Genomic DNA, 25,548 nt, shown 5'->3' with positions numbered 1-25,548 from the left:
GTCTGTACAGATCGATCACACCGGCTGCCGGGAGCGTGTGGTGAAACAGGTTCTGCGCTGTTGCGTGCTGGCCCTGGCCTGGCTGCTGGGGCCCGCTGCTGTGCTGGCGGCACCGGTGCTGGAGTTGCGGGTCGAGGGGGCCATCGGCCCGGCCAGTGCCGACTATGTGGTGCGTGGCCTGGCCCGTGCCCAGGAGCAGGGCGCGCAACTGGTGGTGCTGAATATGGACACCCCCGGCGGTCTGGACACCTCGATGCGCGCGATTATCAAGGCGATCCTCGCCAGTCCGGTGCCGGTGGCCAGCTATGTCGCCCCCAGCGGAGCCCGGGCCGCCAGCGCCGGCACCTATATCCTCTATGCCAGCCATATCGCCGCCATGACCCCGGGCACTAACTTGGGCGCGGCCACCCCGGTGGCCATCGGCATGCCGGGTGCGCCGAGCGGCAAGCCCGCCGGCGAGGAAGACAAGAAGCCGGACGAGGAGGGCAAGCGGGAGGCTGCGGCGGATGCCATGAGCGCCAAGCAGATCAACGACGCCTCGGCCTATATCCGCGGCCTGGCGCAGTTGCGTGGGCGCAACGTGGAGTGGGCCGAACAGGCGGTGCGTCAGGCGAGCAGCCTGTCCGCCGAAGAGGCGCTGAAGCTCAAGGTGGTCGACTACCTGGCCCGCGATCTGGCCGAGCTGCTGCGCCAACTGCAGGGCAAGAGCTTCAAGGCGGCCAATATGGATGTGCGCCTGGAAACCGTCGGGGCGCCGCTGATCAGCCTTGAGCCGGACTGGCGCACCCGCCTGCTGGCGGTGATCACCAACCCCAGCGTGGCACTGATCCTGATGATGATCGGGGTCTACGGGCTGATCTTCGAATTCTCCAATCCGGGCAGCGGGGTCGGCGGCGTGCTGGGCGGTATCAGCCTGATTCTCGGCCTCTATGCCCTGCAGCTGCTGCCGGTGAACTATGCCGGGGCCGCGCTGATTCTGCTCGGCATTGCCTTTATGGCGGCGGAGGCCTTCCTCCCCAGCTTCGGCATATTGGGCATCGGCGGGGTGGTGGCCTTCGTCTTCGGCGCATTGATCCTGATCGACACCGATGTGCCGGGCTTCGGCATTCCCCTGGCGCTGATCATCAGCCTGGCACTGAGCAGCGCCGTGCTGATCGTGCTGATCGTCGGCATGGCCCTGCGCGCCCATGGGCGACTGCAGGTCAGTGGCGATGCGCCGCTGCTGGGCAGCCGGGTCGCGATCCTCGCGGTGCAGGCGGACGACCCCTGCAGCGGCTGGGTGCAGCTGCAGGGCGAACGCTGGCAGGTACAGAGCACCACCCCGCTGGCGCCCGGTCAGCAGGTGCAGGTACAGGCGCGCAAGGGCGTGCAACTGGACGTGATCGCGGCTGATCGGCAGCCGCGACAAGGAGAATAGTCATGGGTTACGAATTGGGTTTTCTACCGCTGCTGGTCATCCTCCTGGCCCTCGTGGTGTCGGCCTTCCGCATCCTGCGCGAGTACGAGCGCGGCGTGGTGTTCCAGCTCGGCCGCTTCTGGAAGGTTAAGGGCCCGGGGCTGGTGCTGGTGATCCCCGGCATCCAGCAGATGGTGCGCGTCGATCTGCGCACCATAGTGCTGGACGTGCCGACCCAGGACGTGATCTCCCGCGACAACGTCTCGGTCAAGGTCAATGCGGTGGTGTATTTCCGCGTGCTCGACCCGCAGAAGGCGATCATTCAGGTCGAGGATTACCACAGCGCCACCAGCCAGCTGGCGCAGACCACCCTGCGCGCGGTGCTCGGCAAGCATGAGCTGGACGAGATGCTCGCCGAGCGCGAACGCCTGAATGTCGATATTCAGCAGGTGCTGGATGCGCAGACCGATGCCTGGGGCATCAAGGTGGCCAACGTCGAGATCAAGCATGTCGATCTGGACGAGTCGATGATCCGCGCCATCGCCAAGCAGGCCGAGGCCGAACGCGAGCGGCGGGCCAAGGTGATTCACGCCGAGGGTGAGCTGCAGGCCTCGGAAAAACTGATGCAGGCCGCCGAGATGCTCGGCCGCCAGTCCGGGGCCATGCAGCTGCGCTATATGCAGACCCTGAGCAATATCGCCGGCGACAAGAGCTCGACCATCGTCTTTCCGCTGCCGATCGAGTTGCTGCAGGGCATTGCCGAGGCGAAGAAGTAGGCACCGTCCCACGACTGTGTTGCAGGCCGCTTTTGGATGGGCGCGAAACCATCCGGTTGTGATGGGCCAGTCCCCATGCGTATTACCGCGCTTTATGCACCGTATAACTGTTCGGGACGATTCAACACATAACGGGTGCATAGCCAAAAAGTAACCGGCCATGGCGGTGGACCTGGGCAGCTTTTCCGATGACTTTTCAGGCGTCTCGCAGGCGGTGCTGCACGCGCTCAGTGGTCAGTTAAGTATCAGCGATCCGACTCGTATCCGGGCCTATGCTGAAGCACCCGCGCTGCTGCTGGATCGGCGGGCACGATACCGACCCGAACGAGCAGAACACGCAGCAGTCACCCTGCTTCGCTCGCAGCAGCGTCTTGCAGTGCGGGCACTCGTAGTAAAACTGGCAGGCGTCCGTGGGCATGTTTTCCCGCTGGGCAAAACCACAGTGCGGGCAGGTCAACACGGATTCGAGAATGACTGCACTCATCGCGGCCTCACTTGTGCACGGTGGACGGATAGCCCGCGTCCGTCGTCGCCTTGGTCAACGCCTCCGGCTGGGCCTTGTCGGGGTCGTAGGTGACGATTGCCACTTTCTCGGCGTATTCGACCTTCACCGCGCTGACGCCAGCGACCTTTTCTAATGACTGCTTGACCGTGATCGGGCACAGAGCGCAGGTCATATTTTGCACGTCGAGCGTGACGGTTTGCGGCGGGGCGGCCAGCGCTACCAGGGGCAGCGCTGCAAGGGCGGCGATCAGTAGTTTGCGCATGGGTGTCTCCTTTCAGTAGAACAGCGGGGCCAGCCACGGCAAGGCCAGCAGGCCGAGCAGCAGCCCGGCAAGGATCCAGAACGTGAGCCGCTGTCGCTGCATCGTGCGCGGATCGGCGCAGGGCGTGCCGGGTTTGCAGACCCGTGGTACGAGATAGAGCGTGTGGAAGGCCAGACCAAGAAATAGCAATGTGAGGCCGATGAAGAAAGGCCGGTATGGCTCCATCGCGGTCAGGCTGCCGACCCATGTGCCACCGATGCCAAGCGCCAACAACACGAATGGCCCGACGCAACACACTGACGCACCGATGGCGGCCAATACGCCGGCGATCAGCGAGCCATTGCGGGTGAATTGCACCATGCCTATCTCCTTGAACCGCTCTGTTCAAGTGGTACTCTAAATTCCGTACCTAAGTACGGAATCAAGGAATAATTGATGAGCGGGGCACTGACCATCGGCCAGTTGGCAAAGGCTGCCGGCGTGAATATCGAGACTATCCGCTATTACCAACGGCGCGGCCTTCTGGACGAGCCTAGGAAACCGTTGGGTGGTCATCGGCGCTACCAAGATGAGGTAGTGACGCGACTTCGCTTCATCAAGCGTGCGCAAGCGCTGGGCTTCACGCTAGCGGAAATCGCCGGGCTGCTGACGCTGGATGCAGCGTGCGCCTGTACGAATACACGCGCACTGGCTATCCGCAAGCTGGCTTTGATCGAGCAGAAGATGGCCGATCTTGCCGCCATACAGCATGTGTTGGGTGGACTGGTGCAACAGTGCGATGCCGGCCACGGCGGGGCGGCGTGCCCGATCATCGAGGTGCTTGCCAAGGAAGGATGTTAACCGGCGTGGACTTAAGGCCAAGGTGTACGCCTACCGTGAGCACGCTCAGTGGAACAACATGGGGCTTAAAAACACTTTCTGTTCCATGGCTCCCCGGCCCCAGTGATCGCTGGCCTGTGACAATGCCTTGTTGCAGGTCGAGGGTCATGCCGAACTGGCCGAGGGTCTTCGCGTGCAGCTGCACGGGCGGTTCCTCGAGGCCCGCAGCATCTACCTGCACAGCCGTGGCGGCGACAGGCATTTCCGGGGTTATGGCTTGCTATCGCTTGCGCACCATTTGCCCGGTGGCGCTTTTCGATATCGTCCTGGGGCTGACGTCGGCCTCCTGATCACGCCCATGGTGCTGGCGAGCCAAGCCGACTACGCTGAGGGAATCCCCTGTCGAGAGGCATATGCTGTGACTGCAGCCAGGCTTCGCCGGTGGCTCTACCTGTTGCTGGTCTGCAGTCTGCCCATGCAGCTGCAGGGCCAGCCGCTGCGCCTGTACACCGAAGAATATCCACCGATCAACTTCAGCGAGAACGGCAAGCCGACGGGGCTTGCCACCGAAGTGGTGCAGGCCATCATGCAGCGCACCGGGCAGAACGCACCTATTACTGTGGTGCCCTGGGCGCGCGGTTATCAGCAGGCGTTGAGTCGGCCCAATACCGGCTTGTTCGTGGCCATGCGCACCCGTGAACGCGAGCAGCTGTTCAAATGGGTCGGGCCGATTACCCGCAACGTCACCAGCTTCTATGCGCTGCGCCGTTCCGTTCTGTCGATCAGTCGTTTGGAGGACGCCCGCGAATACGGCGAAATTGCCGTGCCGCGCGACTGGTACAGCCACCAGAGTCTGCTGGCCAGGGGCTTCACTAACCTGACCCCGGTCACCGGGCCGACGCAGGTGGTGAGCATGCTCAAGCGCGGGCGGGTCAAGTTGATGGTGCTGGATAATCTCAGCCTCAACGCGTTGCTGACCCAGGGCGATATTCAGGCCGATGAGGTGCAGTTGTTATTCAACTTCATGCACAGCGACAGCTATATCGCCTTTTCCCAACAGACCGACGATGCCCTGATCGCCCGCTGGCAACGCGAACTCGACACGATGAAGCGCGATGGCAGCTTTGCCGCGATCCATCAGAAGTGGCTGCCGGGCGAACCTTTGCCGCCGCTTGAGCCAGCACCGGCACCTTGACGCTTCAGACGTATTGCGCCGCCGCATAACCCGAGGCCCAGGCCCACTGGAAGTTGAAACCGCCGAGATGGCCGGTGACATCCAGCACCTCGCCGACAAAATACAGCCCCGGGGTTTTCAGCGATTCCATGGTCTTCGATGACACCTCGCGGGTATCCACGCCGCCCAGGGTCACCTCGGCGGTGCGATAACCTTCGGTGCCGGCCGGCACCAGTTGCCAGTTGCCGAGCTGCGCGGCAATCGCCTTGAGTTCGGCGTGGCTGTACTGCTTTATCGGCTTGTTGGCGAACCAGTTGTCGGCCAACAGCCCGGCCATCTTCTTGGTAAACAGCTCGGCGAGCAGGGTTTTCAGCTCGCTGTTGGGCCGTTCGCGCTGCTGCTGCTCCAGCCACTCGGGCAGGTCGATATGCGGCAGCAGGTTGATGCTGATGGCTTCACCCGGCTGCCAGAATGAGGAAATCTGCAGAATCGCCGGGCCGCTGAGGCCACGGTGGGTAAACAGGATATTTTCCTTAAAGCTCTGTCCCTTGCAGCTCACCATGCAGTCTTCTACCGAGGTGCCGGACAGCTCGGTGCACAGCGTCTTGAGCTGCGGGTCGGTGATGGTGAAGGGCACCAGGCCGGCGCGGGTCGGCAGCAGCTGATGGCCGAACTGCTTGGCCACCTGATAGCCGAAGCCGGTTGCGCCGAGGGTCGGGATCGACAGGCCGCCGGTGGCGATCACCAGCGATTCGCAGCGCAGCATGCCGGCGCTGGTCTGCAGCTGGTAACCGCTGTCCAGCTTGCTGATCTCGCTCACCGATGTGTCCAGGCGCAGGTCGACGCCGGCCTCGTCGCACTCGCTGAGCAGCAGGCCGAGGATATCACTGGCCTTGTTGTCGCAAAACAGCTGGCCGAGCTTTTTCTCGTGGTAGGGCACGCCATGCTTGGCCACCAGGCCGATAAAGTCCCACTGGGTATAACGCGCCAGGGCGGATTTGCAGAAATGCGGGTTTTCCGAGAGAAAGTTGCTCGGTTCGCAGTACATATTGGTGAAATTGCAGCGCCCGCCGCCGGACATCAGGATCTTTTTGCCGGCCTTGTTGGCGTGATCCAGCAGCAGTACCCGGCGCCCGCGCGCCGCAGCCGTCAGTGCGCACATAAGCCCGGCGGCACCGGCACCGATAATCACAACTTGCGTCGCAAGCACAGCGTTGTCCTCTGAACACCACAGGCCGCCTCGGGGGCTGCCAGACAGCGCGCATCTTACCTGAAGGCGCCGGGTGACGGCGCTGCGCGCGACAGTGCGGCGAACAGGCGTCGCCCGTTGATATCCACTGCCGTACCGGCTAGTACCGGTCGCTCACGCGCACTAAAGGGAATGCCCCATGACGCTTGCCCTGACGCCTCTGCTTTCTCTGATTGCCGGCATCCTGATCATGCCGCGGCTGCTGAACTATATCGTGGCCATTTACTTGATCGTGATCGGCCTGGTCGGCATTTTCGGTGGCAACCTGAACTTCTAGTGGTCGCTGCGCAACGCACCCGGGGATGGCCTGATCGGCCGCCGGAGCCCCGGACACTGGCAGAGAACCGCGGGCCGCGTTCGGACGGCCGTGCGGCTTGAGCTATAGGGTGCGCACGCGCAGCGAACGGCCCTTGATCTTGCCTTCACTGAGGCACTTGAGCGCCTGCATGGCCACGACCCGCTCGACCGCGACATAGGCCTGGAAGTCGAAGATGGCGATTTTGCCGACCTGCGCGCCGGGGATGCCGGCCTCACCAGTCAGGGCGCCGAGAATATCGCCGGGGCGCAGTTTGTCCTTGCGCCCGGCGCCGATGCACAGGGTAATCATCGGCGGCTGTAACGGCGCGCCGCCCTGGTGCTTCAGGCTGCTCAGTGGGTGCCAGTTGAGCGGCGCCCTTTGCAGGGTTTCGATGGCCTGAGCACGCTGGCCTTCGGCAGGAGCCACCAGGCTCATGGCCAGGCCCTTTTCGCCGGCGCGACCGGTACGGCCGACGCGGTGAATGTGGATTTCCGAATCACGCGCCAATTCGACGTTGATCACCATGTCCAGCGCATCGATATCCAGGCCGCGGGCGGCCACATCGGTGGCCACCAGTACCGACAGGCTGCGGTTGGCAAACATCGCCAGCACCTGATCACGGTCACGCTGTTCCAGGTCGCCGTTCAGCGCCGCGGCGGAGATGCCTTTGGCGGTGAGGTGGTCGACCACTTCCTGGCATTGCTGCTTGGTAAAGCAGAAGGCCACGCAGGACTGCGGGCGGTAGCTGTTGAGTAGCTTGACCACCGCCTCCATGCGCTCGTCTGGAGAAATTTCGTAGAAACGCTGTTCGATCTGCGTGTCGTCATGCAACGCGTCGGCCTTGACCTGTTGCGGATCGCGCATAAAGCTCGCGGCCAGCTGCTTGATCCCGGCCGGGTAGGTGGCGGAGAACAGCAGGGTCTGCCGGCGCGTCGGGGTCTGGCCGATGATCTCGGCGATGCTGTCGTAGAAACCCATGTCGAGCATGCGATCGGCTTCGTCGAGCACCAGGGTATTCAGACCGTCGAGCTTCAGGGTGCCCTTGCTCAGGTGCTGCTGGATGCGCCCCGGGGTGCCGACGATGATCTGCGCGCCGTGTTCCAGCGAGCCGATCTGCGGGCCGAACGGCACGCCGCCGCACAGGGTAAGAATCTTGATGTTGTCGGCCGAGCGCGCCAGGCGCCGCAGTTCCTTGGCCACCTGGTCGGCCAGCTCGCGGGTCGGGCAGATCACCAGCGCCTGGCAGCCGAAGTAGCGTGGGTTGAGCGGGTTGAGCAGGCCGATGCCGAAGGCCGCAGTCTTGCCGCTGCCGGTCTTGGCCTGGGCAATCAGGTCCATGCCCTTGAGCATGACCGGCAGGCTCTGCGCCTGAATCGGGGTCATCTCGGTGTAACCGAGCGACTCGAGGTTCGCCAGCATGGCGGCGGAAAGCGGCAGAGAAGAGAAAGCGGTGTGGGTCACGGTACAGGCCTGCTAAACGAAATGGCGTGCAGTGTAACAGGCTCGCTGCGCTGGCTTAGCTCTAACGGTCGGCCGGTCTTTGCAGTGCTTAGAGCCTGTTTCTAACGCAGCAGGGCCGACGCGCAGCAGATCGTATATAGGTTCTAGAACAGGTCGATCGGGTCGACATCCAGCGACCAGCGCACCGCACGGCCGCTGGGCATCTGCTCCAGCGCGTGCATCCATGTGTTGAGCAAACGGTGCAGCGGCGCGCGGGCGTTGGCCTGCACCAGCAACTGCGCGCGGTAGCGCCCGGCGCGGCGTTCCATCGGTGCGGGGACCGGGCCGAGCAGTTCGATGCCGCCGAGTTGCAGCTCGTTCAGCAACAGCTCGGCTTCCGTGCAGGCGTCATCGAGAAAGCCTTCGGCCTGACCGGGCTTATGCGCTTCGGCGCGCAGCAGGGCGAGGTGGCAGAACGGCGGCAGGCCGGCACTGCGGCGCTCGCTCAGGGCCTGTTCGGCGAAGGCGAAGTAGCCCTGCTCGGTCAGCTGCACCAATAACGGATGGTCGGCCAGGTGGCTCTGGATAATCACGCGGCCCGGTTCCTCGGCGCGCCCAGCACGCCCGGCCACCTGGACGATCAGCTGGGCCATGCGCTCGCTGGCGCGAAAATCCGCGGAAAACAGCCCGCCGTCGGCATCCAGAATCGCCACCAACGTGACGCGGGGGAAGTGATGGCCCTTGGCGAGCATCTGCGTGCCGACCAGGATGCACGGCTCGCCGCGTTGCACGCGGTTGAACAGGCCGGTCATGGCCTCCTTGCGCGAAGTGCTGTCGCGGTCGACGCGCAATACCGGCACGCCAGGGAAGAGGATCTCCAGGCGTTCCTCGGCGCGTTCGGTGCCGGCACCGACCGGGCGCAGGTCGACGGTGTTGCATTTTGGGCAATTGCTCGGCTGGCGCTCGACGTGGCCGCAGTGATGGCAGCGCAATTCACGTGAGCGCTGGTGCACGGTCATGCGCGCGTCGCAACGTGGGCATTCCGACAGCCAGCCGCAGTCGTGGCACAACAGGGTCGGAGCGAAGCCGCGGCGGTTGAGGAACACCAGCACCTGCTGGCCGGCCTGCAGGGTCTGGCCGATGGCCTGCTGCATGGGCCCGGAGATGCCGGAATCCAGCGGTCGGCTTTTTACATCCAGACGCAGAAAGCGCGGCTGCTTGGCGCCGCCGGCGCGTTCGCGCAGGTGCAGCAGGGCGTAGCGACCGCTGTGGGCGTTGTGCAGGCTTTCCAGCGAGGGCGTGGCCGAGCCCAGAACAATCGGGATGTTGTCCTGATGGGCGCGCACTACGGCGAGATCGCGGGCGTGGTAGCGCAGGCCTTCCTGCTGTTTATAGGAGGCGTCGTGCTCCTCATCGATGATGATCAGCCCCGGCCGCTGCATCGGGGTGAACAGCGCCGAGCGGGTGCCGATGATGATGTCAGCCTCGCCATCGCGCGCCGCCAGCCAGGCATCCAGGCGCTCGCGGTCGTTGACGCCGGAGTGCAGCAGGGCGATGCGCGCGTTGAAGCGCTGCTCGAAACGCGCCAGGGTCTGCGGGCCGAGGTTGATCTCCGGGATCAGCACCAGGGCCTGTTTGCCGGCCTCCAGGGTTTCGCGGATCAGCTGCAGGTACACCTCGGTCTTGCCGCTGCCAGTGACCCCGGCCAGAAGAAAGGCGTTAAAGCTGGCAAGGCCCGAGCGGATCGCTGCGCTGGCCGCGCGCTGTTCGGCATTCAGCGGCAGTTCCGGCTGCGCCAACCAGTTGGCGTGGCGCTCGCTCGGTGCGTGGCGACGGACTTCGACGTTGACCAGGCCCTTCTCCAGCAGCAGGTCGAGGCTGTCCTTGTTCAGCTGCAGCTTGCTCAGCAGCGCATGGGCGACGCCGTGGGGGTGCTGGGCCAGGGTTTTCAGCGCATCACGCTGGCGCGGCGCGCGGCTCAGGCGCGGGTCGTCGAGTTGCGCGCCCTCCGTGACCGACCAGAAGCGCTGCTGACGTACTTCCGCCGCTTCACCCTGGCGCAGCAGCACTGGCAGCGCCCAGCTCAGGGTGTCGCCAAGGCTGTGCTGGTAATACTGCGCAGTCCACAGACACAGCTTGAACAGCGCCGGCGGCAGCGGCGATTGGGCGTCGAGCAGTTGCAGGGCGGGCTTGAGTTTGTCCGCCGGCACTTCGCTGTGCTCGGTCACTTCGATCAGGATGCCGATCATCTCGCGCCGGCCAAAGGGCACACGCAGCCGTGCGCCTGGCTGCAGGGCGCTGCGCGGCACACCGGGCGGGGCGCGGTAGTCGAACAGGCGGCGCAGCGGCGAGGGCAGGGCGAGGCGTAGAATGACGTCGGGCAAGCGAAGGAGCTCCTGGTTGCAGGGCGCGATCTTAGCATGCAGCCAGTCGACGGCCGGCCTTGCGTCGCTGCGGTGCTCTGGTATTATCGCCGGCCTAATTCCGTGCGGTACCTGACAATAGTGTCTGGTGGCGGCACGACAGCCCTGAGGAATCACCATGAAAGCCGATATCCACCCGAACTATGTCGCCATCACCGCCACCTGCAGCTGTGGCAACGTGATCGAAACTCGCTCCACCCTGGCCAAGCCGCTGAGCCTGGACGTGTGCAACGAGTGCCACCCGTTCTATACCGGCAAGCAGAAAATGCTGGATACCGGCGGCCGTGTTGATCGCTTCAAGCAGCGCTTCGGCATGTTCGGCGCCAAGCAGTAAGCTTGCGCGCAGCGAAGCAGACTCACATGGTTTGCACCTCGCTACTGAAAAAGGCGTCCCTAGTGGGCGCCTTTTTCGTTTTCGGTGTTTATTCAGGCGCCGCCCTGGCGTTCTGCCCGGCTCCCGGCAAGCTGCCCAGCGCCAAGGTGCAGCGCGTGGTGGATGGCGACACCCTGCGTCTGGTCGATGGTCGCACTGTCCGTCTGATCGGCCTGAATACCCCGGAGCTGGGCCGTCAGGGCCGTTCTGCCGAGCCCTTGGCTGAAGCCGCGCGCCAACGCTTGCAGGCGCTGGTGACTGCCAGCGATGAGCGGGTGTCGCTGCAGCTCGGCCAGCAGGCCAAGGATCACTACGGGCGCACCCTGGCGCATGCCTATGACAGCCGGGGGCGCAACCTGGAGGCGCAACTGCTCGCCGAGGGGCTGGGTTATCTGGTGGCGGTGGCGCCCAATCTGGCGCTGGTGCAGTGCCAGCAGGCTGCCGAGCGCAGTGCCCGGCAGGCGCGGGCTGGGCTCTGGCAGCGTTCGCCGGTGCAGGCGCCCAAGCAATTGAACAGCGGCGGTTTTGCCCTGATCCATGGCCAGGTCCAGCGTATCGAGCGCAATGGCGGCGGGCTGTGGCTGGAAATGGACGATTCGCTGGTGCTGCATATCGCGCCCCGTGCGTTGGGCAAGTTTGATCTGCGTGCTGTCCAAGGGCTTGCAGGGCGCAAGGTCGAAGCCCGTGGCTGGGTGATCGACCGCGCCAAGCGCGGCGGTTTGCGCGCGGGGCAGGCGCGCTGGATGTTGCCGTTGACCGATAAGGCCATGCTGGAGGTGTTGCCATGATCCTGCGCATACTGACGTTGTTGGTTCTGCTGCTGCAGCTGGCAGGCTGTGCGGTCAATCCGGCCACCGGCCGCAGCAACTTCGTGATGATGAGCGAACAGCAGGAGCTCGACCTCGGCCGTCATTACAACCAGAAAATCCTCAAACAGAACCCGCGCTACGCCGACGAGAAGCTGCAGGCTTATGTGCAGCAGATCGGTGAACGAGTGGCGAAACACAGCCACCGCAATCAGCTGGCCTATCAGTTCAGCGTGGTCGACAGCCCGGATATCAATGCCTTTGCTCTGCCGGGTGGCTACATCTATATCCATCGCGGGCTGCTGGCCTATCTCAATTCGGAAGCCGAACTGGCCGCCGTGCTCGGCCATGAAGTGGGCCACGTCACCGCGCGGCACAGCGTGCAGCAGCAAAGCCAGTCCACCGCCTGGGGCTTGCTCGGCCAGGCGGTGGCGATTGGCACCGGCGTGGGCGCCGCAGCCGATGTCACCGGAGTGCTGGGCAGCGCCTTTGTCCGGGGCTATGGCCGCGATATGGAGCTGGAGGCCGATGGCCTCGGTGCGCAGTACCTGGCGCGTAGCGGCTATGACCCGCAGGCGATGATCGAAGTGGTCAAGGTGCTGAAGAATCAGGAAAACTTCGCCCGCGACCAGGCCGCCGCGCGCGGTGAGGCCCAGCCTGCGGGGGGCTACCACGGGTTGTTCGATACCCATCCGGATAACGATCGGCGTTTGCAGCAGGTGCTGGGCCCGGCACGGGCCTTGGCCACCGGTCAGCAGGAGGTCAATCGCGAAGCCTTTCTCAAGCGCCTGGAGGGTTTGCCTTTTGGTGACTCGGCCGAAACCGGCGTGCGGCGCGGCCAGCGTTTTTACCATGCCGATCTGAACTTTACCCTGGCGTTTCCCCAGGGCTGGAGTCTGCTCAATCGTCCGGATGCGCTGATTGGTCACACCGCCGATCAGCAGGCCTTTATCGCCATGAGCCTGGAAGACAACCCGCAACAACTGACGCCAGCAGAGCTGCTGCGCCAGCGTGTCGGCGGTCAGCGACTGGTGGCGGGCGTCGAGTTGCAGCAGGCCGGCCTCAAGGGCTACAGCGCGGTGATTCCAGGCAATGCCGCCAAGCGTGTGGCGGTTATTCAGCATGGCTCGCGGGTTTATCTGTTTGTTGGAGCGGTGCGCGGGCGCGCCCCGCTGGAAAGCCAGGATGAGCAGTTTCTCAGCGTGATCAAAAGCTTCCGGCCGATGACCAGTGCCGAGTATAAAGAGGCGCAGCCGCTGCGCCTGCATATGCTCAGGGTCAAGCCGGGGCAAACCATCGAGGCGCTGGCCAAGGGCAGCAAGTTGCCGGGCGATGCGCTGAAGACCCTGCGCCTGCTGAATAATCTCTACCCGTCAGGCCAGCCGCGTGCTGGCGACTGGCTGAAGGTCGTGCGCTAGGGCCCGCGTGCCCATCCGGACTTGCCAGTCTTGTGCAGCTGTATACAACTTGCGTATCCTCGGCCGCCTGCCTGTTCAACAGCCCAAAGCGGAAATGCCAACATGTCTGATTTGAAAACAGCCGCTCTCGAATATCACGCTCATCCCCGTCCGGGTAAGCTGAGTGTCGAGCTCACCAAACCCACCGCAACCGCACGCGATCTGTCCCTGGCCTACAGCCCGGGCGTCGCTGAGCCTGTGCGCGAAATCGCGCGTGATCCGGAGCTGGCGTACCGCTACACCGGCAAAGGCAACCTGGTGGCAGTCATTTCCGACGGTACCGCGATTCTCGGTCTCGGCGACCTCGGCCCGCTGGCGTCCAAGCCGGTGATGGAAGGTAAAGGCGTGCTGTTCAAGCGCTTTGCCGGTATCGACGTATTCGACATCGAAGTCGAGTCCGAGAGCCCGCAGGCCTTTATCGACACCGTGCGCCGTATTTCGATCACCTTCGGTGGCATCAACCTGGAAGACATCAAGGCGCCTGAGTGCTTTGAAATCGAACGCACGCTGATCGAACAGTGCGACATTCCGGTGTTCCACGATGACCAGCACGGCACCGCGATCGTCACCGCCGCCGGCATGCTCAACGCCCTGGAAATCGCCGGCAAGACCTTGCCGCAAGCCAAGATCGTCTGCCTGGGTGCCGGCGCTGCCGCGATCTCCTGCATGAAGTTGCTGGTGAGCATGGGCGCTAAGGTCGAGAACATCTTTATGATCGACCGCAAAGGCGTGATTCATGCCGGTCGCGACGACCTGAACCAGTACAAGGCGGTGTTCGCCAGCGAAACCGACAAGCGCACCCTGTCGGATGCCCTGGACGGTGCTGACGTATTCGTCGGCCTGTCGGGTGCCAACCTGCTGGCGCCGGAAGACCTCAAGCGCATGGCGCCGAGCCCGATCGTGTTCGCCTGCTCCAACCCGGACCCGGAGATCAAACCGGAACTGGCCCGCGAAGTGCGCGATGACGTGATCATGGCCACCGGTCGTTCCGACTACCCGAACCAGGTCAACAACGTGCTGGGCTTCCCGTTTATCTTCCGAGGTGCCCTGGACGTTCGCGCGACGCGCATCAACGAAGAGATGAAGATCGCGGCAGCCCTGGCGCTGCGTGACCTGGCCAAGCTGCCGGTACCGCAGGAAGTCTGCGACGCCTACGGCGGCATCGCCCTGTCGTTCGGCCGTGAATACATCATTCCGAAGCCGATGGACCCGCGCCTGATCACTGTGGTCTGCGATGCCGTGGCCAAGGCCGCGATTGAAAGCGGTGTGGCGACGCTGCCGTATCCGAAGCATTACCCGCTGCAGTCGGTAAACGACGTGTTCAACGGCTAAGCGCTTAGCTCAAGAACCATAAAAAACCCGCTACGGCGGGTTTTTTATTGGCGCTATTTCGGCTTTTCAGGCTGCCAGTAGGCGTCGAGTCGTTTAGAACAAATCGATTGGCGCGGACTCGTCAGCGGGCAGTGGGCTACCCGGTATATAGGTACCAGGCTCAAACTCGCCCATGGGCGGCGGCGAGTCCTCACTCTTGAACAGCTCGAAGTAGGCGTCCGGCGTATCGGGTGTGGCCGCACGGCCGCTATGTGGGTCGATGCGCAGGGTCAGCAGGCCTTTGGGTTCGGCCAGCAGGTGGCTGGGTTTGTCCTTCAGGGCGGCGGCCATGTAGCTCATCCAGATCGGCAGGGCCACGGTGCCGCCATATTCGTTGCGGCCAAGGCTTTCCGGCTGATCGAAGCCGGCCCAGACCGTGGTGATGTAGTCCGCGTTGTAGCCGGAGAACCAGCTGTCTTTCGATTCGTTGGTGGTGCCGGTTTTGCCCGCCAGGTCATCGCGGCCCAGGGCCATGGCGCGCCGCCCGGTACCGCGCTTGATCACATCCTGGAGCATGCTGGTCATGATATAGGCGGTGCGCTCATCGATGATCTGTTCAGCAAGCACCGGCTCAGGCGGCAGTGGCGGGTCGCCGACGCTGAGTGGCACGGCGCTGCTCTGTGCTGCGCGCTGGGCGACGCCGGCTGGGGTTAGTGCCGGATTGGCGTTGAACAGTTGCTTGCCGGTACGGTCCTCGATCCGCTCGATCAGGTAAGGCTCGGTCTTGTAGCCGCCGCTGGCAAACACACTCCAGCCCTCGGCAATCTCCATTGGTGTGAGGCTCGCGGTGCCCAACGCCAACGACAGATTGGGCGGCAGGTCCTTCTTCTCAAAGCCAAAGCGCTCGATATAGCTCAGGGTGCTGGCGATGCCGAGGTCTTGCAGCAGGCGAATCGATACCAGGTTGCGCGAGCGGTACAAGGCTTCGCGCAGGCGGATCGGGCCGAGGAAGGTGTTGTTGTCATTCTTCGGTCGCCATACCTGCGACAGCGCATCGTCGGCGAACACAATCGGTGCGTCATTCACCAAGGTGGCGGCGGTATAGCCTTTATCCAGCGCGGCGCTGTAGACGAAGGGTTTAAAGCTTGAGCCCGGCTGGCGCTTAGCTTGTGCGGCGCGGTTGTAGTTGCTCTGCTCAAAAGAAAAACCGCCGACTAGGGCGCGAATGGCGCCGTTGTTCGGGTCCAGCGAAACCAGAGCGCTCTGCGCGGCGGGCAGCTGAACAAAGCGCAGGCTGCCGTCTTCCTGGCGCTGGACGCGAATCAGGTCGCCAATCTGGCTGACATCGGCGGGTTGCTGGGGGCGTGGGCCGAGGCTGTTGGTATTGAGGAAGGGCCGCGCCCATTTCATGCTGTCCCAGGCCACGGCATGCTCTTCACCGTTACGCAGCAGGACCATGATTCCGCTTTTCTCAACACCCGTGACGATGGCCGGCTCCAGGCCGCCGAGAGCGCTTTGCTTGCTCAGTTCAGTTTGCCAGTTTTCCTTGGTCATCCCTGGCAGACGGCTTTCCGGGCCGCGATAACCATGGCGCTGATCGTAGGTAATCAGACCCTCACGCACGGCAGTATTGGCAGCCAGCTGCAGGTCGCTGGGCACCGTGGTGGTGACGTTAAAGCCCTCGGTGTAAGCCTCGCTGCCGTAGCGTCCGACCATCTCGGCGCGCGCCATTTCGGCAATATAAGGGGCTACCAGCTCCGGCGTCGGGACGTGGTAGCTGGCATTGATCGGCTCGGCCAGCGCTTCTTCATAGCGCTGCTGATCGATGCGACCAAGGCTGTGCATGCGCCCGAGAATCCAGTCGCGGCGCTCAAGCGCACGAGTCGGATTGACCAGTGGGTTGAAGCGCGAAGGTGCTTTCGGCAAGCCGGCAATCATTGCCATCTGCGAAAGGCTGACGTCGCGAATGGATTTGCCGTAATACACCTGTGCGGCGGCTTCGATGCCGTACGCACGATTGCCCAAGTAAATCTTGTTCACATAAAGTTCAAGAATTTCGTTCTTACTGAGCTCCCGTTCAATTTGCAGAGCCAGCAGTATCTCATTGATCTTGCGCGAGAAACTTCTTTCGCTGGTGAGGAAAAAGTTCTTCGCCACCTGCATGGTAATGGTGCTACCGCCGGTTTGAATCTGCCCGCTTTTCAAGATTTGCGTTGCGGCGCGCATCAGGCTGCTAAGGTCGACGCCATAATGATTGGCAAAGTTGTCGTCCTCGGCGGCCAGCAAGGCGCTGATGAAGTCCTGGGGGATGTCTGCGAAGGCAATGGGCGAGCGGCGCATTTCACCGAATTCGGCAATCAGCTTGGCGTCGCTGCTGTAAACGCGCAGAGGAATCTGTAGCTGGATACTGCGCAAAGATTCGACGGATGGAAGGCTAGGGCTAAGATAGAGGAAGGCCCCGCTGAAACTGAGCACCAGGCCACAAAAAGCGGCGAGGCAAGACCAGCAAAAAAAACGCAAAAGACGCATCAAGATTTTTGGATTTCCAGATAAAAGAACGGGTTAAGCGAAACACAAGGTTAAAAGAGGAAAACTGATCACATTATAAGCGGTTTTTTTGCTGGGTAGCCATTTGCGCTTCTGTCAAGACTGTTATTTAATGTGAAAAAACATAAATAGTCCGTAAGTCGCGGATGCCAATAGGAAATCGGTCGTGCTAGGGCTCTTCAATAAGAAAGCGAATACGCTACTCGGGATCGATATCAGTTCGACCTCCGTCAAGCTCCTCGAATTGAGCCGCTCCGGAAGCCGCTACAAGGTAGAGGCCTACGCAGTCGAGCCGCTCCCGCCAAACGCGGTGGTCGAAAAGAACATCGCCGAGCTGGAAGGGGTGGGGCAGGCCCTTTCCCGCGTGCTCGCCAAAGCCAAGAGCGGTGTGAAAACCGTGGCGGTGGCGGTGGCGGGCTCAGCGGTGATCACCAAGACCATCGAAATGGAAGCCGGGCTTTCTGATGATGAGCTTGAGAATCAGCTGAAGATCGAGGCCGACCAGTACATCCCCTATCCGCTGGAAGAAGTCGCGATTGACTTCGAAGTGCAGGGCGCGTCTGCGCGCAATGCTGATCGTGTTGAAGTGCTGCTTGCCGCGTGCCGCAAGGAGAATGTTGAGGTTCGTGAGGCCGCTCTGGCGCTCGCCGGTCTTACTGCCAAAGTGGTTGATGTTGAAGCTTATGCGCTTGAGCGGGCCTACGGCCTGCTGATCGATCAGCTGGGTGGCGGTCGTGACGAGCTGACCGTTGCAGTTGTCGATATTGGTGCAACCATGACCACGCTCAGCGTCCTGCACAACGGCCGCACTATCTATACCCGTGAGCAGCTGTTTGGTGGCAAGCAGCTCACCGAAGAAATTCAACGTCGTTACGGCCTGTCCGTGGAAGAAGCTGGCCTTGCCAAGAAGCAAGGCGGCCTGCCGGATGACTACGACAGCGAAGTGCTGCAACCATTCAAAGAAGCTGTGGTTCAGCAGGTTGCTCGCTCCCTGCAATTCTTCTTCGCCGCTGGTCAGTTCAATGATGTCGACTACATCTTGTTGGCTGGTGGCACCGCGTCAATTCCCGACCTTGATCGTTTGATTCAGCAAAAAATAGGCACCCAGACCTTGGTTGCCAATCCATTCGCTGAAATGGCGCTGAGTGGCAAGGTCAACGCCGGTGCGCTCGCCAGTGATGCGCCGGCCTTGATGATTGCCTGTGGTCTGGCGATGAGGAGTTTCGACTAATGGCGCGGATTAACCTTTTACCCTGGCGTGAGCAGTTACGCGAAGAACGCAAACAGCGTTTTTTGGTAACGCTTGCTGGTGTTTTTATTGTTGCTGCCGGTGCTGTATTGCTGGGTGACCAGTACCTCAGTGGCGCAATCGAAAAACAAAATGCGCGAAATGAGTTTGTGCGTAAGGAAATTGCTGTCCTAGATGCCCGGATCAAAGAAATCAGCGAACTGAAAACCCGGCGTCAGCAGCTGCTCGAGCGTATGAAAATCATTCAGGATCTACAGGGTAATCGTCCGATTACTGGCCGTGTCTTCGACCAGTTGGTTAGAACCTTACCTGACGGCGTGCATTTCACTGGCGTAAAAATGACTGCAAAAAATATCGCCATCGTTGGTGCCGCTGAGTCGAATAACCGCGTATCAAATCTAATGCGCAACCTAGATTCGTCTGAATGGCTGACTGCGCCAAATTTGACCGAGGTCAAATCGGTTACGGCGGGTGCAGTTGATCAAGCTAATGTGTTTCAGCTGAGCGTGCAGCAGACCCAGCCAGAACTCGCGACAGAGGAGGCTAAGCAATGAGCCTAAATGATTCGTTGGAGAGTCTGCGGCAGATTGACTTAAGTGATCTGGATTTCAACAACATAGGCTCTTGGCCGGCAGCTGTAAAATTCATTGCAAGTGTTTTGCTGTTGGTTCTGGTTATTGCTCTGGGTTATAACTTTCACCTTAAGGACTTGCAGGCCCAACTAGAAATTAAGCAAGCAGAAGAAGTTACTCTCAAGGAGCAGTTTTCAAGTAAGGCTTTTCAGGCTGCGAATCTAGATGCGTACAAAGAACAGATGCAGGAAATGGAGGTTTCTTTTGGCGCACTCTTAAAGCAGTTGCCGAGTGATACTGAAGTTCCAGGTCTGCTTGAGGATATAACTCGGACAGGCTTAGGGAGTGGCTTGGAGTTTGAAGAAATTAAACTTCTTCCTGAGGCAGCTCAGCAGTTCTACATAGAGTTACCTATTCAGATAATGGTTGTTGGTACGTATCACGATTTGGCAACTTTTGTCAGTGGCGTTGCAAGCCTTCCGCGGATTGTTACCTTGCATGATTTTGACTTGGTTCCAGCTAGTGAAGACAGCTCATCTAAGTTGCGTATGAGTATATTGGCCAAGACTTATCGCTACAATGATAAGGGGGTGGCACAGTGATGTTCTTAAGATCTGTATTTCTTGTGTCGATATTGCTTATTTCTGGCTGTGGAGGGAGTGATTTTTCTGATCTACAAGGTTATATGGATGAGGTGCGTGCCCGTCCCAAGGGCGAGATTGAGCCGCTACCAAAATTCCAGCCTTATGAAAGCTTTACATACAGTGCTGCGGCGTTAAGAAGTCCGTTCCAGCCCCCAATTAAATTGGAAATGGCGGATCGGCAGAAAGGTTCTAAAGACGTAAAGCCTGATGAGACTCGGACTAAGCAGTTTCTTGAGGGTTTCAATATAGAGAATTTTGTCATGGTTGGTACTCTGGCTAATGATGCCGGTACCTTTGCATTGGTGAGTGGCGCTGGTGGTGTCCATAGGGTGCGAGTAGGTGACTATCTTGGACGCAACCATGGCCGAATAATTGCCGTAGATGAATCCAAAGTCGATGTAATCGAAATCGTTCCGGATGGTGAGGGTGGTTGGTTGGAGCGGCCGCGCAGCTTGTCCATTAAGGAGCGCTCTTAATCGGAGCGGAATGAATATGAAAAAAAATAACCGATCTGCTCAGTGGAATTTGATTATGAACACATCCCACTATTTTTTGGGGCTTCCTCTTCTGGCGGCACTTTTCTCTCCATCCCTAATGGCCGCAGATCTGCAGGCGCTTGATGTCGCTACTCTGCCGGGAGATCGCGTGGAGTTAAAGCTGACTTTTGACGAGCCTGTGCTTGCGCCTAGGGGTTATACAATTGAGCAGCCTGCGCGCATTGCTCTTGATTTGCCTGGGGTATCAAGCAAGCTAGGCATAAAAAATAGAGAGCTGGGCGGCGGCAATGCGCGTAGCGTTACGGTTGTTGAGGCAAAAGATCGCACGCGACTCATTATAAATTTAAATAGTATTTCGCCATACAGTACTCGTGCGCAGGGGAATAGTGTTTTTATAGTGGTTGGTGAGGGTGCTAGTGATAAGTTTGCAAATGTCCAGCCCGCGACTAATTTGGCCGTCGCGCCGATTAAGAAGTATGTTCCGCAATCAAGCGCAATCAGTAATATAGATTTTCAGCGCGGCGAGCAGGGCGAGGGTAACATTGTGATTACCTTGTCCGATGCGTCGGTAAGTCCTGACATACAAGATCAAGGCGGTAAAATTCGCCTGGATTTTGCTAAAACACAATTGCCAGAGTCTCTAAGGGTAAAGCTTGATGTTAAGGACTTTGCTACCCCTGTGCAGTTTGTGAGTGCCACGGGTAGTGCGAGTAAGGCGAGTATCCTTATTGAGCCGTTAGGTGTTTATGATTATCTGGCCTACCAGACTGACAACAAGCTTACGGTCAGTGTAAAGCCTTTGACTGTGGATGAGGCTGAGAAGCGAAAGGCTGATAGTTTTTCTTATACGGGTGAAAAGCTTTCACTTAATTTTCAAGATATCGATGTTCGTTCGGTGTTACAGCTGATCGCAGATTTTACTGATCTCAACTTGGTTGCCAGTGATACAGTTACCGGGAATATTACGTTGCGTTTGCAAAATGTCCCATGGGACCAGGCTCTGGATCTGGTTCTCAAAACCAAGGGCTTGGACAAACGCAAGGTGGGTAATGTTTTGCTTGTTGCTCCAGCCGACGAGATAGCCGCCAGAGAGCGTCAAGAGCTTGAGTCAAAGAAGCAGGTTGCAGATCTTGCTCCGTTACGCCGTGAGCTTATTCAGGTTAACTATGCCAAGGCATCCGACATGGCTAAATTATTCCAGTCGGTCACAAGCTCGGATGGCACGGCTACCGACACCGAGCGTGGTTCAGTTACGGTCGACGACAGAACAAATAGTATTATCGCCTATCAGACGCAAGAGCGGCTCGATGAGCTACGCCGAATAATTGCGCAACTTGATGTGGCTGTTCGTCAAGTAATGATTGAGGCTCGTATTGTTGAGGCGAATGTCGATTACGACAAGGCGCTGGGTGTGCGTTGGGGTGGGAATTCCACGCGTGGAAACTTTAGTGTGTATGGCAAAGATGGCGCTCAGTCGTTTAGTACAGAAACAGGTCAGCGGTTTTTGCCTGGTACGGATACTGTTGGAGGTCTGACTCTTGAAGATAGTTTGTCCCCTGTTCCTTTTGTAGATATGGGGGTTCTGGGTAGTACTTCAGGTATCGGTATTGGTTTCTTGACCGATAATATAGTCTTGGATCTTCAGCTTTCTGCGATGGAAAAAACGGGTAACGGTGAAATTATCTCTCAACCGAAAGTCGTTACTTCAGATAAGGAAACTGCCAAGATTCTCAAGGGCTCAGAGATTCCGTATCAAGAGGCAAGCTCAAGTGGTGCTACTACAACTTCCTTTAAAGAGGCTGCTCTATCCCTTGAAGTTACTCCGCAAATCACACCGGACAATCGTATTATCATGGAGGTTAAGGTCACTAAAGACGCGGCTGATTTTACTAGGGCTGTGAATGGTGTGCCGCCGATTAACAAAAATGAAGTGAATGCAAAGGTTCTTGTGAGCGACGGTGAGACAATCGTGCTCGGTGGGGTCTTCTCAAATACACAAACTAAAGGTGTTGAGAAAGTTCCGTTCCTTGGGGATCTGCCTTACTTGGGGCGGCTGTTCCGTCGAGATGTAGTTCAGGATAATAAATCCGAGCTCCTGGTTTTCCTCACGCCACGCATCATGAATAACCAAGCGATTGCGGTGAGTCGTTGATTCAGTGCGCAATTTGATCCTCGTAGGCCCGATGGGTGCTGGTAAAAGCACCATCGGGCGTTTGCTTGCCAAAGAGTTGCGGTTGCCGTTCAAGGACTCTGATAAAGAGATTGAGCAGCGCACGGGCGCGGATATTCCCTGGATCTTTGATGTTGAAGGTGAGCAGGGGTTTCGTGAGCGTGAGCAGGCGGTGATCGCAGAGCTTTGTGATGTTGACGGCATGGTCTTGGCCACCGGTGGCGGCGCGGTTATGCGTGCAGAAAACCGTGCCGCCTTGAGGCGTGGTGGTCATGTGGTCTATCTGCATGCGTCTGTTGAGCAGCAGGTGGATCGTACTTCGCGTGATCGCAATCGTCCGCTATTGCGTGCGGCAGACCCGGGTAAGGTTCTGGCTGAGCTGTTGGCAGTTCGTGATCCGCTTTACCGTGAAATCGCCGATGTGGTGGTCGAAACCGACGAGCGTCCGCCTCGTCTGGTGGTGCAAGAGATTCTTGAGCGTCTTGAGGCGCTTTCTCCCCGTTAAAGCGCAGGCTGAACTGCGCTATCCTAGGCCCCTTTGTAACTTGGGGGCTTTATGCAGACTCTTCATGTCGATCTTGGTGAACGCAGCTACCCGATCTATATCGGTGCCGAGCTGTTGGCTCGTGCTGATTTGCTGGCGGCCCATATTGTCGGTCGGCAAGTCGCGATAGTGACCAATGAGACAGTTGCACCCCTTTATCTTGCTGCGCTTGAGCGTTCGCTCGCGGGCTATGCCGTTACCTCTGTGGTTTTGCCTGATGGCGAGAGTTATAAGACCTGGGAAACCTTGCAGCTGGTTTTTGATGGCTTGCTCGGCGCGCGGCATGACCGGCGCACGACTGTCATTGCGTTGGGTGGCGGTGTAATTGGTGATATGGCAGGGTTTGCAGCGTCGTGTTACCAGCGCGGTGTGAACTTTATTCAGGTACCAACCACGTTGCTGTCGCAGGTCGACTCATCGGTGGGTGGTAAAACCGGGATCAACCACCCGTTGGGTAAGAATATGGTGGGTGCTTTCTACCAGCCGCAAGCTGTGTTGATCGATACAGCCACGCTGGCTACCTTGCCTGCACGTGAGTTGTCTGCTGGTTTGGCTGAGGTGATCAAATACGGCCTGATCTGCGATGAGCCATTCCTGTCCTGGCTTGAGACGCATATGCCGGCATTGCGTGCCCTGGATCAGGAGGCCCTGACCGCGGCGATTGCTCATTCCTGTGCGGCCAAGGCGCGCGTTGTCGCGGCGGATGAGCGTGAGTCGGGGGTGCGCGCTACGTTGAATTTGGGTCACACCTTCGGTCATGCCATCGAGACGCATCAGGGGTATGGCGCCTGGCTGCATGGTGAGGCGGTGGCGGCTGGCACCGTTATGGCGTTGGACATGTCCGAGCGGCTGGGCTGGATTAGCGCGGCTGAGCGTGAGCGTGCTGTTCGCTTGTTTATTGCCGCGGGATTACCGGTTACGCCGCCTGAGGCGATGACGCCTGAGGATTTTATGGAGCATATGGCGGTCGACAAGAAGGTTCTCGATGGCAAGCTGCGCCTAGTTTTGTTGCGTGGTTTGGGTGAGGCGGTTGTAACCGGTGATTTTCCCCGGGAAATTTTGAATGCCACGCTGAGCGCAGATTATGCGGCGCAGCTGGCTCAGCTTAAAAATTAACGAGTGTCCCATGACCAGTCTGCATGCCGACGAGGCGTTTCTCGATCATTACCACTTCACTCACGACCCCTTTGCTTCGCGGGTGCCGGGGTTCAAGTTTTTTCCGGCGCAGCGCAAACCGGTGCTGGGTCAGCTGCATCACCTGGCGCGCTATAGCCAGCTGTTGCTGGTGGTCAGTGGCCCGGATGGCAGTGGCAAAACTCTGCTGCGCCAGGCGCTGGTAGCGAGCACCAATAAACAGGCTGTGCAGAGTGTGGTGGTGTCCGCCAAGGGCGCTTCTGATCCTGCGAGCATCTTGCGGCAGGTCGCGCAGGGGTTGCAGGTGCAGCGTCCGGAGTTGCCGGCCATTCTGGCGCAGGTCGGGCAATTAGCGCTGACCGGGCAGGAAGTCTATGTGCTGGTTGATGATGCCGAGGATCTCAGCGATGCGGCGCTGACCAGCTTGCTGGGCCTGGCTGTCGGTAATGCAGAGGGGCGCCCGCATGTCTTTTTGTTTGCCGATTCGCAGCTGCTGCCGCGTCTTGAGCATGTGGCAGCGGGTGATGAATGCTTTCATGTCATCGAGTTGCAGCCTTATGGCGAGGATGAAACGCGCGAGTATCTGACTCAGCGTCTTGAGGGGGCGGGGCAGGGCATTGAGGTTTTGAGTGATGAGCAGATAGCGGATATTCATGAGCAATCTGCTGGCTGGCCAGGGGTAATCAATCAGGTTGCGCGCGAGTCGTTGGTTGAGGTGATGTTGGCGCAGCGCGGTGCGGCGAACCGTGGCGGTTTTTCGTTTAGCTTGCCGCGCAAGCATTTGCTGGCTCTCTGTGTGGTGGCCAGCGGTGTGTTGGCTGCCTGGTTTATGCAGGGGCGAGTGGTTGAGGATGTTGAGGCGCCGGTGATTGCACAGTTGCCACTCGGTGAAACTCCTCCGCCTGCAGTGGTTGCGCAGCCGGTCGTACCTGCTGCTCCTGCTACTCCGGCGGTTGCGCCGGCGATTCAATTCGAGGGCGCCAATCAGCCGCTGCCGTTGCCGCTGCCTTTGGTGGGTGAGGCGCAGCCCGTCATTCGTGAGCCATTGGCGCAGGCGGCGGGTTTGAGTGGCGCGGAAGAGGCTGACGTTGCGGGCGCTTCAGGTGCGGCGGATATCGCGCCTGAGCCGGCTGTGTCGGCGAGTATTCCAGTTGCGCCTGTGCTGCCTGAGCCGGTTAAGGTCGCGTCGCCGGTTGCTCCGCCTGCCGTGCCAGTAGTCAAGCCGATTGCGCCAGTGGCGGCCGCTGTGCCACCACCCGTTAAGCCGCAAGCGCCTGTGGTGTCGGCTAAACCTGTTGTGGGTGGTGATTGGTATGCCGCGCAAGCGGGCTCGCGTTATACCCTGCAGATTCTCGGGGCTCGGTTGGAAAGTGGCGCACAGGCTTTTGTAAAAGCCCATGGCGCGGATTACCACTATTTCAAAAAGCAGCATCAGGGCAAGCCGCTGTATGTGGTGACCTATGGCAGCTTTGCCACGCGTGATGCGGCGCAGGCGGCCTTGCGTGCCTTGCCTGCCAAGGTGCAGGCTGGTAAGCCCTGGCCGCGAAACTTCGCCGGCATTCAGCAAGAGATTGCCCAGGCGCGCTAGCTGATACACTTCAGCGCTTGCGCTGACCGGTCGGTCGTTACCACGACCTTCCGGTCTTATCCTTCGTTTTCGCGACATATTTTTTCAAGGCGTCGTCACTAAGATTTGTGACGACCTAGGTGGGTATGTACAATGACTGCCCTTTCGCCTGCGCAAAGCTGGGGCTTAGTCCTGCGCGCATGGTAAGTGGTTGAATTAGAAAGTAATTGCCTTGTGATAGGCCGTCTGGTGAGAGTCCCTATGAAAGCAGGTTTGTACCGTCCTGATGAGTTCAAGGATAACTGCGGCTTCGGCCTTATCGCCCATATGCAGGG

Annotated in this window: 25 protein-coding genes; 18 read left to right on the top strand and 7 right to left on the bottom strand. The window is 59.8% G+C overall.

What is annotated here, in order from left to right:
- Positions 1 to 40: 40 nt before the first annotated feature.
- The gene (locus tag WA145_RS16670) at positions 41 to 1,417 is read left to right on the top strand and encodes an NfeD family protein (protein ID WP_422582635.1); all 1,377 of its coding nucleotides are present in this window, start codon (positions 41 to 43) and stop codon (positions 1,415 to 1,417) included.
- Between the two features lie 2 nt (positions 1,418 to 1,419).
- Positions 1,420 to 2,172 carry a slipin family protein gene (locus WA145_RS16665; RefSeq protein ID WP_422582634.1) on the top strand — a complete coding sequence of 251 codons (753 nt, stop codon included), beginning with the start codon at positions 1,420 to 1,422 and terminating at the stop codon, positions 2,170 to 2,172.
- Between the two features lie 238 nt (positions 2,173 to 2,410).
- Here the strand turns inward: WA145_RS16665 and WA145_RS16660 are convergent, their stop codons facing one another.
- Genes WA145_RS16660 through WA145_RS16650 form a run of 3 tightly spaced genes read right to left on the bottom strand, consistent with a single transcriptional unit; the run spans position 2,411 to position 3,305 of the window.
- A complete protein-coding gene (locus tag WA145_RS16660) occupies positions 2,411 to 2,656 on the bottom strand; it encodes a GDCCVxC domain-containing (seleno)protein (RefSeq protein ID WP_422582633.1) in 246 nt (81 codons plus the stop codon).
- Between the two features lie 7 nt (positions 2,657 to 2,663).
- The gene (gene merP, locus WA145_RS16655; protein WP_422582632.1) at positions 2,664 to 2,939 is read right to left on the bottom strand and encodes a mercury resistance system periplasmic binding protein MerP; all 276 of its coding nucleotides are present in this window, start codon (positions 2,937 to 2,939) and stop codon (positions 2,664 to 2,666) included.
- A 12-nt stretch (positions 2,940 to 2,951) separates the two neighbouring features.
- Positions 2,952 to 3,305, bottom strand: coding sequence for a mercuric transporter MerT family protein (locus WA145_RS16650; RefSeq protein WP_422582651.1), 354 nt, complete (start codon positions 3,303 to 3,305; stop codon positions 2,952 to 2,954).
- A gap of 69 nt (positions 3,306 to 3,374) precedes the next feature.
- Here WA145_RS16650 and merR point away from each other — a divergent pair, with 69 nt between their 5' ends.
- Positions 3,375 to 3,779: an Hg(II)-responsive transcriptional regulator gene (gene merR / locus WA145_RS16645; RefSeq protein WP_422582631.1), complete on the top strand. Its 405-nt coding sequence runs from the start codon at positions 3,375 to 3,377 to the stop codon at positions 3,777 to 3,779.
- A gap of 454 nt (positions 3,780 to 4,233) precedes the next feature.
- Positions 4,234 to 4,953 carry a substrate-binding periplasmic protein gene (locus WA145_RS16640; protein ID WP_422582630.1) on the top strand — a complete coding sequence of 240 codons (720 nt, stop codon included), beginning with the start codon at positions 4,234 to 4,236 and terminating at the stop codon, positions 4,951 to 4,953.
- A 4-nt stretch (positions 4,954 to 4,957) separates the two neighbouring features.
- Here WA145_RS16640 and WA145_RS16635 read toward each other — a convergent pair whose 3' ends face one another.
- Positions 4,958 to 6,142, bottom strand: coding sequence for an NAD(P)/FAD-dependent oxidoreductase (locus WA145_RS16635; protein WP_422582629.1), 1,185 nt, complete (start codon positions 6,140 to 6,142; stop codon positions 4,958 to 4,960).
- 178 nt (positions 6,143 to 6,320) lie between these two features.
- Here WA145_RS16635 and WA145_RS16630 point away from each other — a divergent pair, with 178 nt between their 5' ends.
- On the top strand, positions 6,321 to 6,458 hold the full coding sequence (locus WA145_RS16630) for a DUF3096 domain-containing protein (protein ID WP_422582628.1): 138 nt from the start codon (positions 6,321 to 6,323) through the stop codon (positions 6,456 to 6,458).
- Positions 6,459 to 6,560: 102 nt separating this feature from the next.
- Here the strand turns inward: WA145_RS16630 and dbpA are convergent, their stop codons facing one another.
- Complete coding sequence (dbpA, locus tag WA145_RS16625) at positions 6,561 to 7,940, bottom strand: ATP-dependent RNA helicase DbpA (protein WP_422582627.1); 1,380 nt, start codon at positions 7,938 to 7,940, stop codon at positions 6,561 to 6,563.
- Between the two features lie 143 nt (positions 7,941 to 8,083).
- A complete protein-coding gene (locus WA145_RS16620; protein WP_422582626.1) occupies positions 8,084 to 10,303 on the bottom strand; it encodes a primosomal protein N' in 2,220 nt (739 codons plus the stop codon).
- 157 nt (positions 10,304 to 10,460) lie between these two features.
- Between WA145_RS16620 and rpmE the strand changes: the two genes are divergently transcribed.
- The 4 genes from rpmE to WA145_RS16600 all read left to right on the top strand — a co-directional run bounded on the left by rpmE (position 10,461) and on the right by WA145_RS16600 (position 14,310).
- Positions 10,461 to 10,676, top strand: a complete 216-nt coding sequence (gene rpmE, locus WA145_RS16615) for a 50S ribosomal protein L31 (RefSeq protein ID WP_275960444.1) — start codon at positions 10,461 to 10,463, stop codon at positions 10,674 to 10,676.
- Positions 10,677 to 10,702: 26 nt separating this feature from the next.
- The gene (locus WA145_RS16610) at positions 10,703 to 11,503 is read left to right on the top strand and encodes a thermonuclease family protein (protein WP_422582625.1); all 801 of its coding nucleotides are present in this window, start codon (positions 10,703 to 10,705) and stop codon (positions 11,501 to 11,503) included.
- Positions 11,500 to 12,939, top strand: coding sequence for a M48 family metalloprotease (locus WA145_RS16605; RefSeq protein WP_422582624.1), 1,440 nt, complete (start codon positions 11,500 to 11,502; stop codon positions 12,937 to 12,939). Before WA145_RS16610 ends, WA145_RS16605 begins: the two co-directional genes overlap by 4 nt.
- 102 nt (positions 12,940 to 13,041) lie before the next feature.
- Positions 13,042 to 14,310 (top strand): malic enzyme-like NAD(P)-binding protein, encoded by a 1,269-nt coding sequence (locus WA145_RS16600; RefSeq protein ID WP_422582623.1) that lies wholly within the window; start codon positions 13,042 to 13,044, stop codon positions 14,308 to 14,310.
- A gap of 93 nt (positions 14,311 to 14,403) precedes the next feature.
- Here the strand turns inward: WA145_RS16600 and WA145_RS16595 are convergent, their stop codons facing one another.
- Positions 14,404 to 16,821, bottom strand: coding sequence for a penicillin-binding protein 1A (locus WA145_RS16595; RefSeq protein WP_422582622.1), 2,418 nt, complete (start codon positions 16,819 to 16,821; stop codon positions 14,404 to 14,406).
- 181 nt (positions 16,822 to 17,002) lie between these two features.
- Here WA145_RS16595 and WA145_RS16590 point away from each other — a divergent pair, with 181 nt between their 5' ends.
- From WA145_RS16590 to WA145_RS16550, 9 genes are all read left to right on the top strand, one after another.
- Entirely contained in the window at positions 17,003 to 18,067 is a 1,065-nt protein-coding gene (locus WA145_RS16590) for a pilus assembly protein PilM (RefSeq protein ID WP_275960449.1), read from the top strand.
- On the top strand, positions 18,067 to 18,639 hold the full coding sequence (locus WA145_RS16585) for a PilN domain-containing protein (protein WP_422582621.1): 573 nt from the start codon (positions 18,067 to 18,069) through the stop codon (positions 18,637 to 18,639). Before WA145_RS16590 ends, WA145_RS16585 begins: the two co-directional genes overlap by 1 nt.
- A complete protein-coding gene (gene pilO, locus WA145_RS16580) occupies positions 18,636 to 19,259 on the top strand; it encodes a type 4a pilus biogenesis protein PilO (protein WP_422582620.1) in 624 nt (207 codons plus the stop codon). The genes WA145_RS16585 and pilO overlap by 4 nt, the downstream gene beginning before the upstream one ends.
- On the top strand, positions 19,259 to 19,777 hold the full coding sequence (gene pilP / locus WA145_RS16575; protein WP_422582619.1) for a type 4a pilus biogenesis lipoprotein PilP: 519 nt from the start codon (positions 19,259 to 19,261) through the stop codon (positions 19,775 to 19,777). The genes pilO and pilP overlap by 1 nt, the downstream gene beginning before the upstream one ends.
- A gap of 55 nt (positions 19,778 to 19,832) precedes the next feature.
- Entirely contained in the window at positions 19,833 to 21,950 is a 2,118-nt protein-coding gene (pilQ, locus tag WA145_RS16570) for a type IV pilus secretin PilQ (RefSeq protein WP_422582650.1), read from the top strand.
- A 4-nt stretch (positions 21,951 to 21,954) separates the two neighbouring features.
- On the top strand, positions 21,955 to 22,473 hold the full coding sequence (gene aroK / locus WA145_RS16565) for a shikimate kinase AroK (protein ID WP_422582618.1): 519 nt from the start codon (positions 21,955 to 21,957) through the stop codon (positions 22,471 to 22,473).
- Positions 22,474 to 22,524: 51 nt separating this feature from the next.
- Positions 22,525 to 23,628 carry a 3-dehydroquinate synthase gene (gene aroB, locus WA145_RS16560; protein WP_422582617.1) on the top strand — a complete coding sequence of 368 codons (1,104 nt, stop codon included), beginning with the start codon at positions 22,525 to 22,527 and terminating at the stop codon, positions 23,626 to 23,628.
- A 10-nt stretch (positions 23,629 to 23,638) separates the two neighbouring features.
- Positions 23,639 to 25,234 carry an AAA family ATPase gene (locus WA145_RS16555; protein WP_422582616.1) on the top strand — a complete coding sequence of 532 codons (1,596 nt, stop codon included), beginning with the start codon at positions 23,639 to 23,641 and terminating at the stop codon, positions 25,232 to 25,234.
- A 240-nt stretch (positions 25,235 to 25,474) separates the two neighbouring features.
- Positions 25,475 to 25,548 (top strand): hypothetical protein (locus WA145_RS16550; protein WP_422582649.1); only part of this gene is annotated, 74 nt, incomplete at its 3' end.

The organism is Pseudomonas sp., assembly GCF_049301935.1.
Taxonomy (GTDB): domain Bacteria; phylum Pseudomonadota; class Gammaproteobacteria; order Pseudomonadales; family Pseudomonadaceae; genus Aquipseudomonas.
The sequence above is the reverse complement of the archived record's forward strand: the minus strand, read 5'-3'. Positions and strand labels throughout refer to the sequence as shown.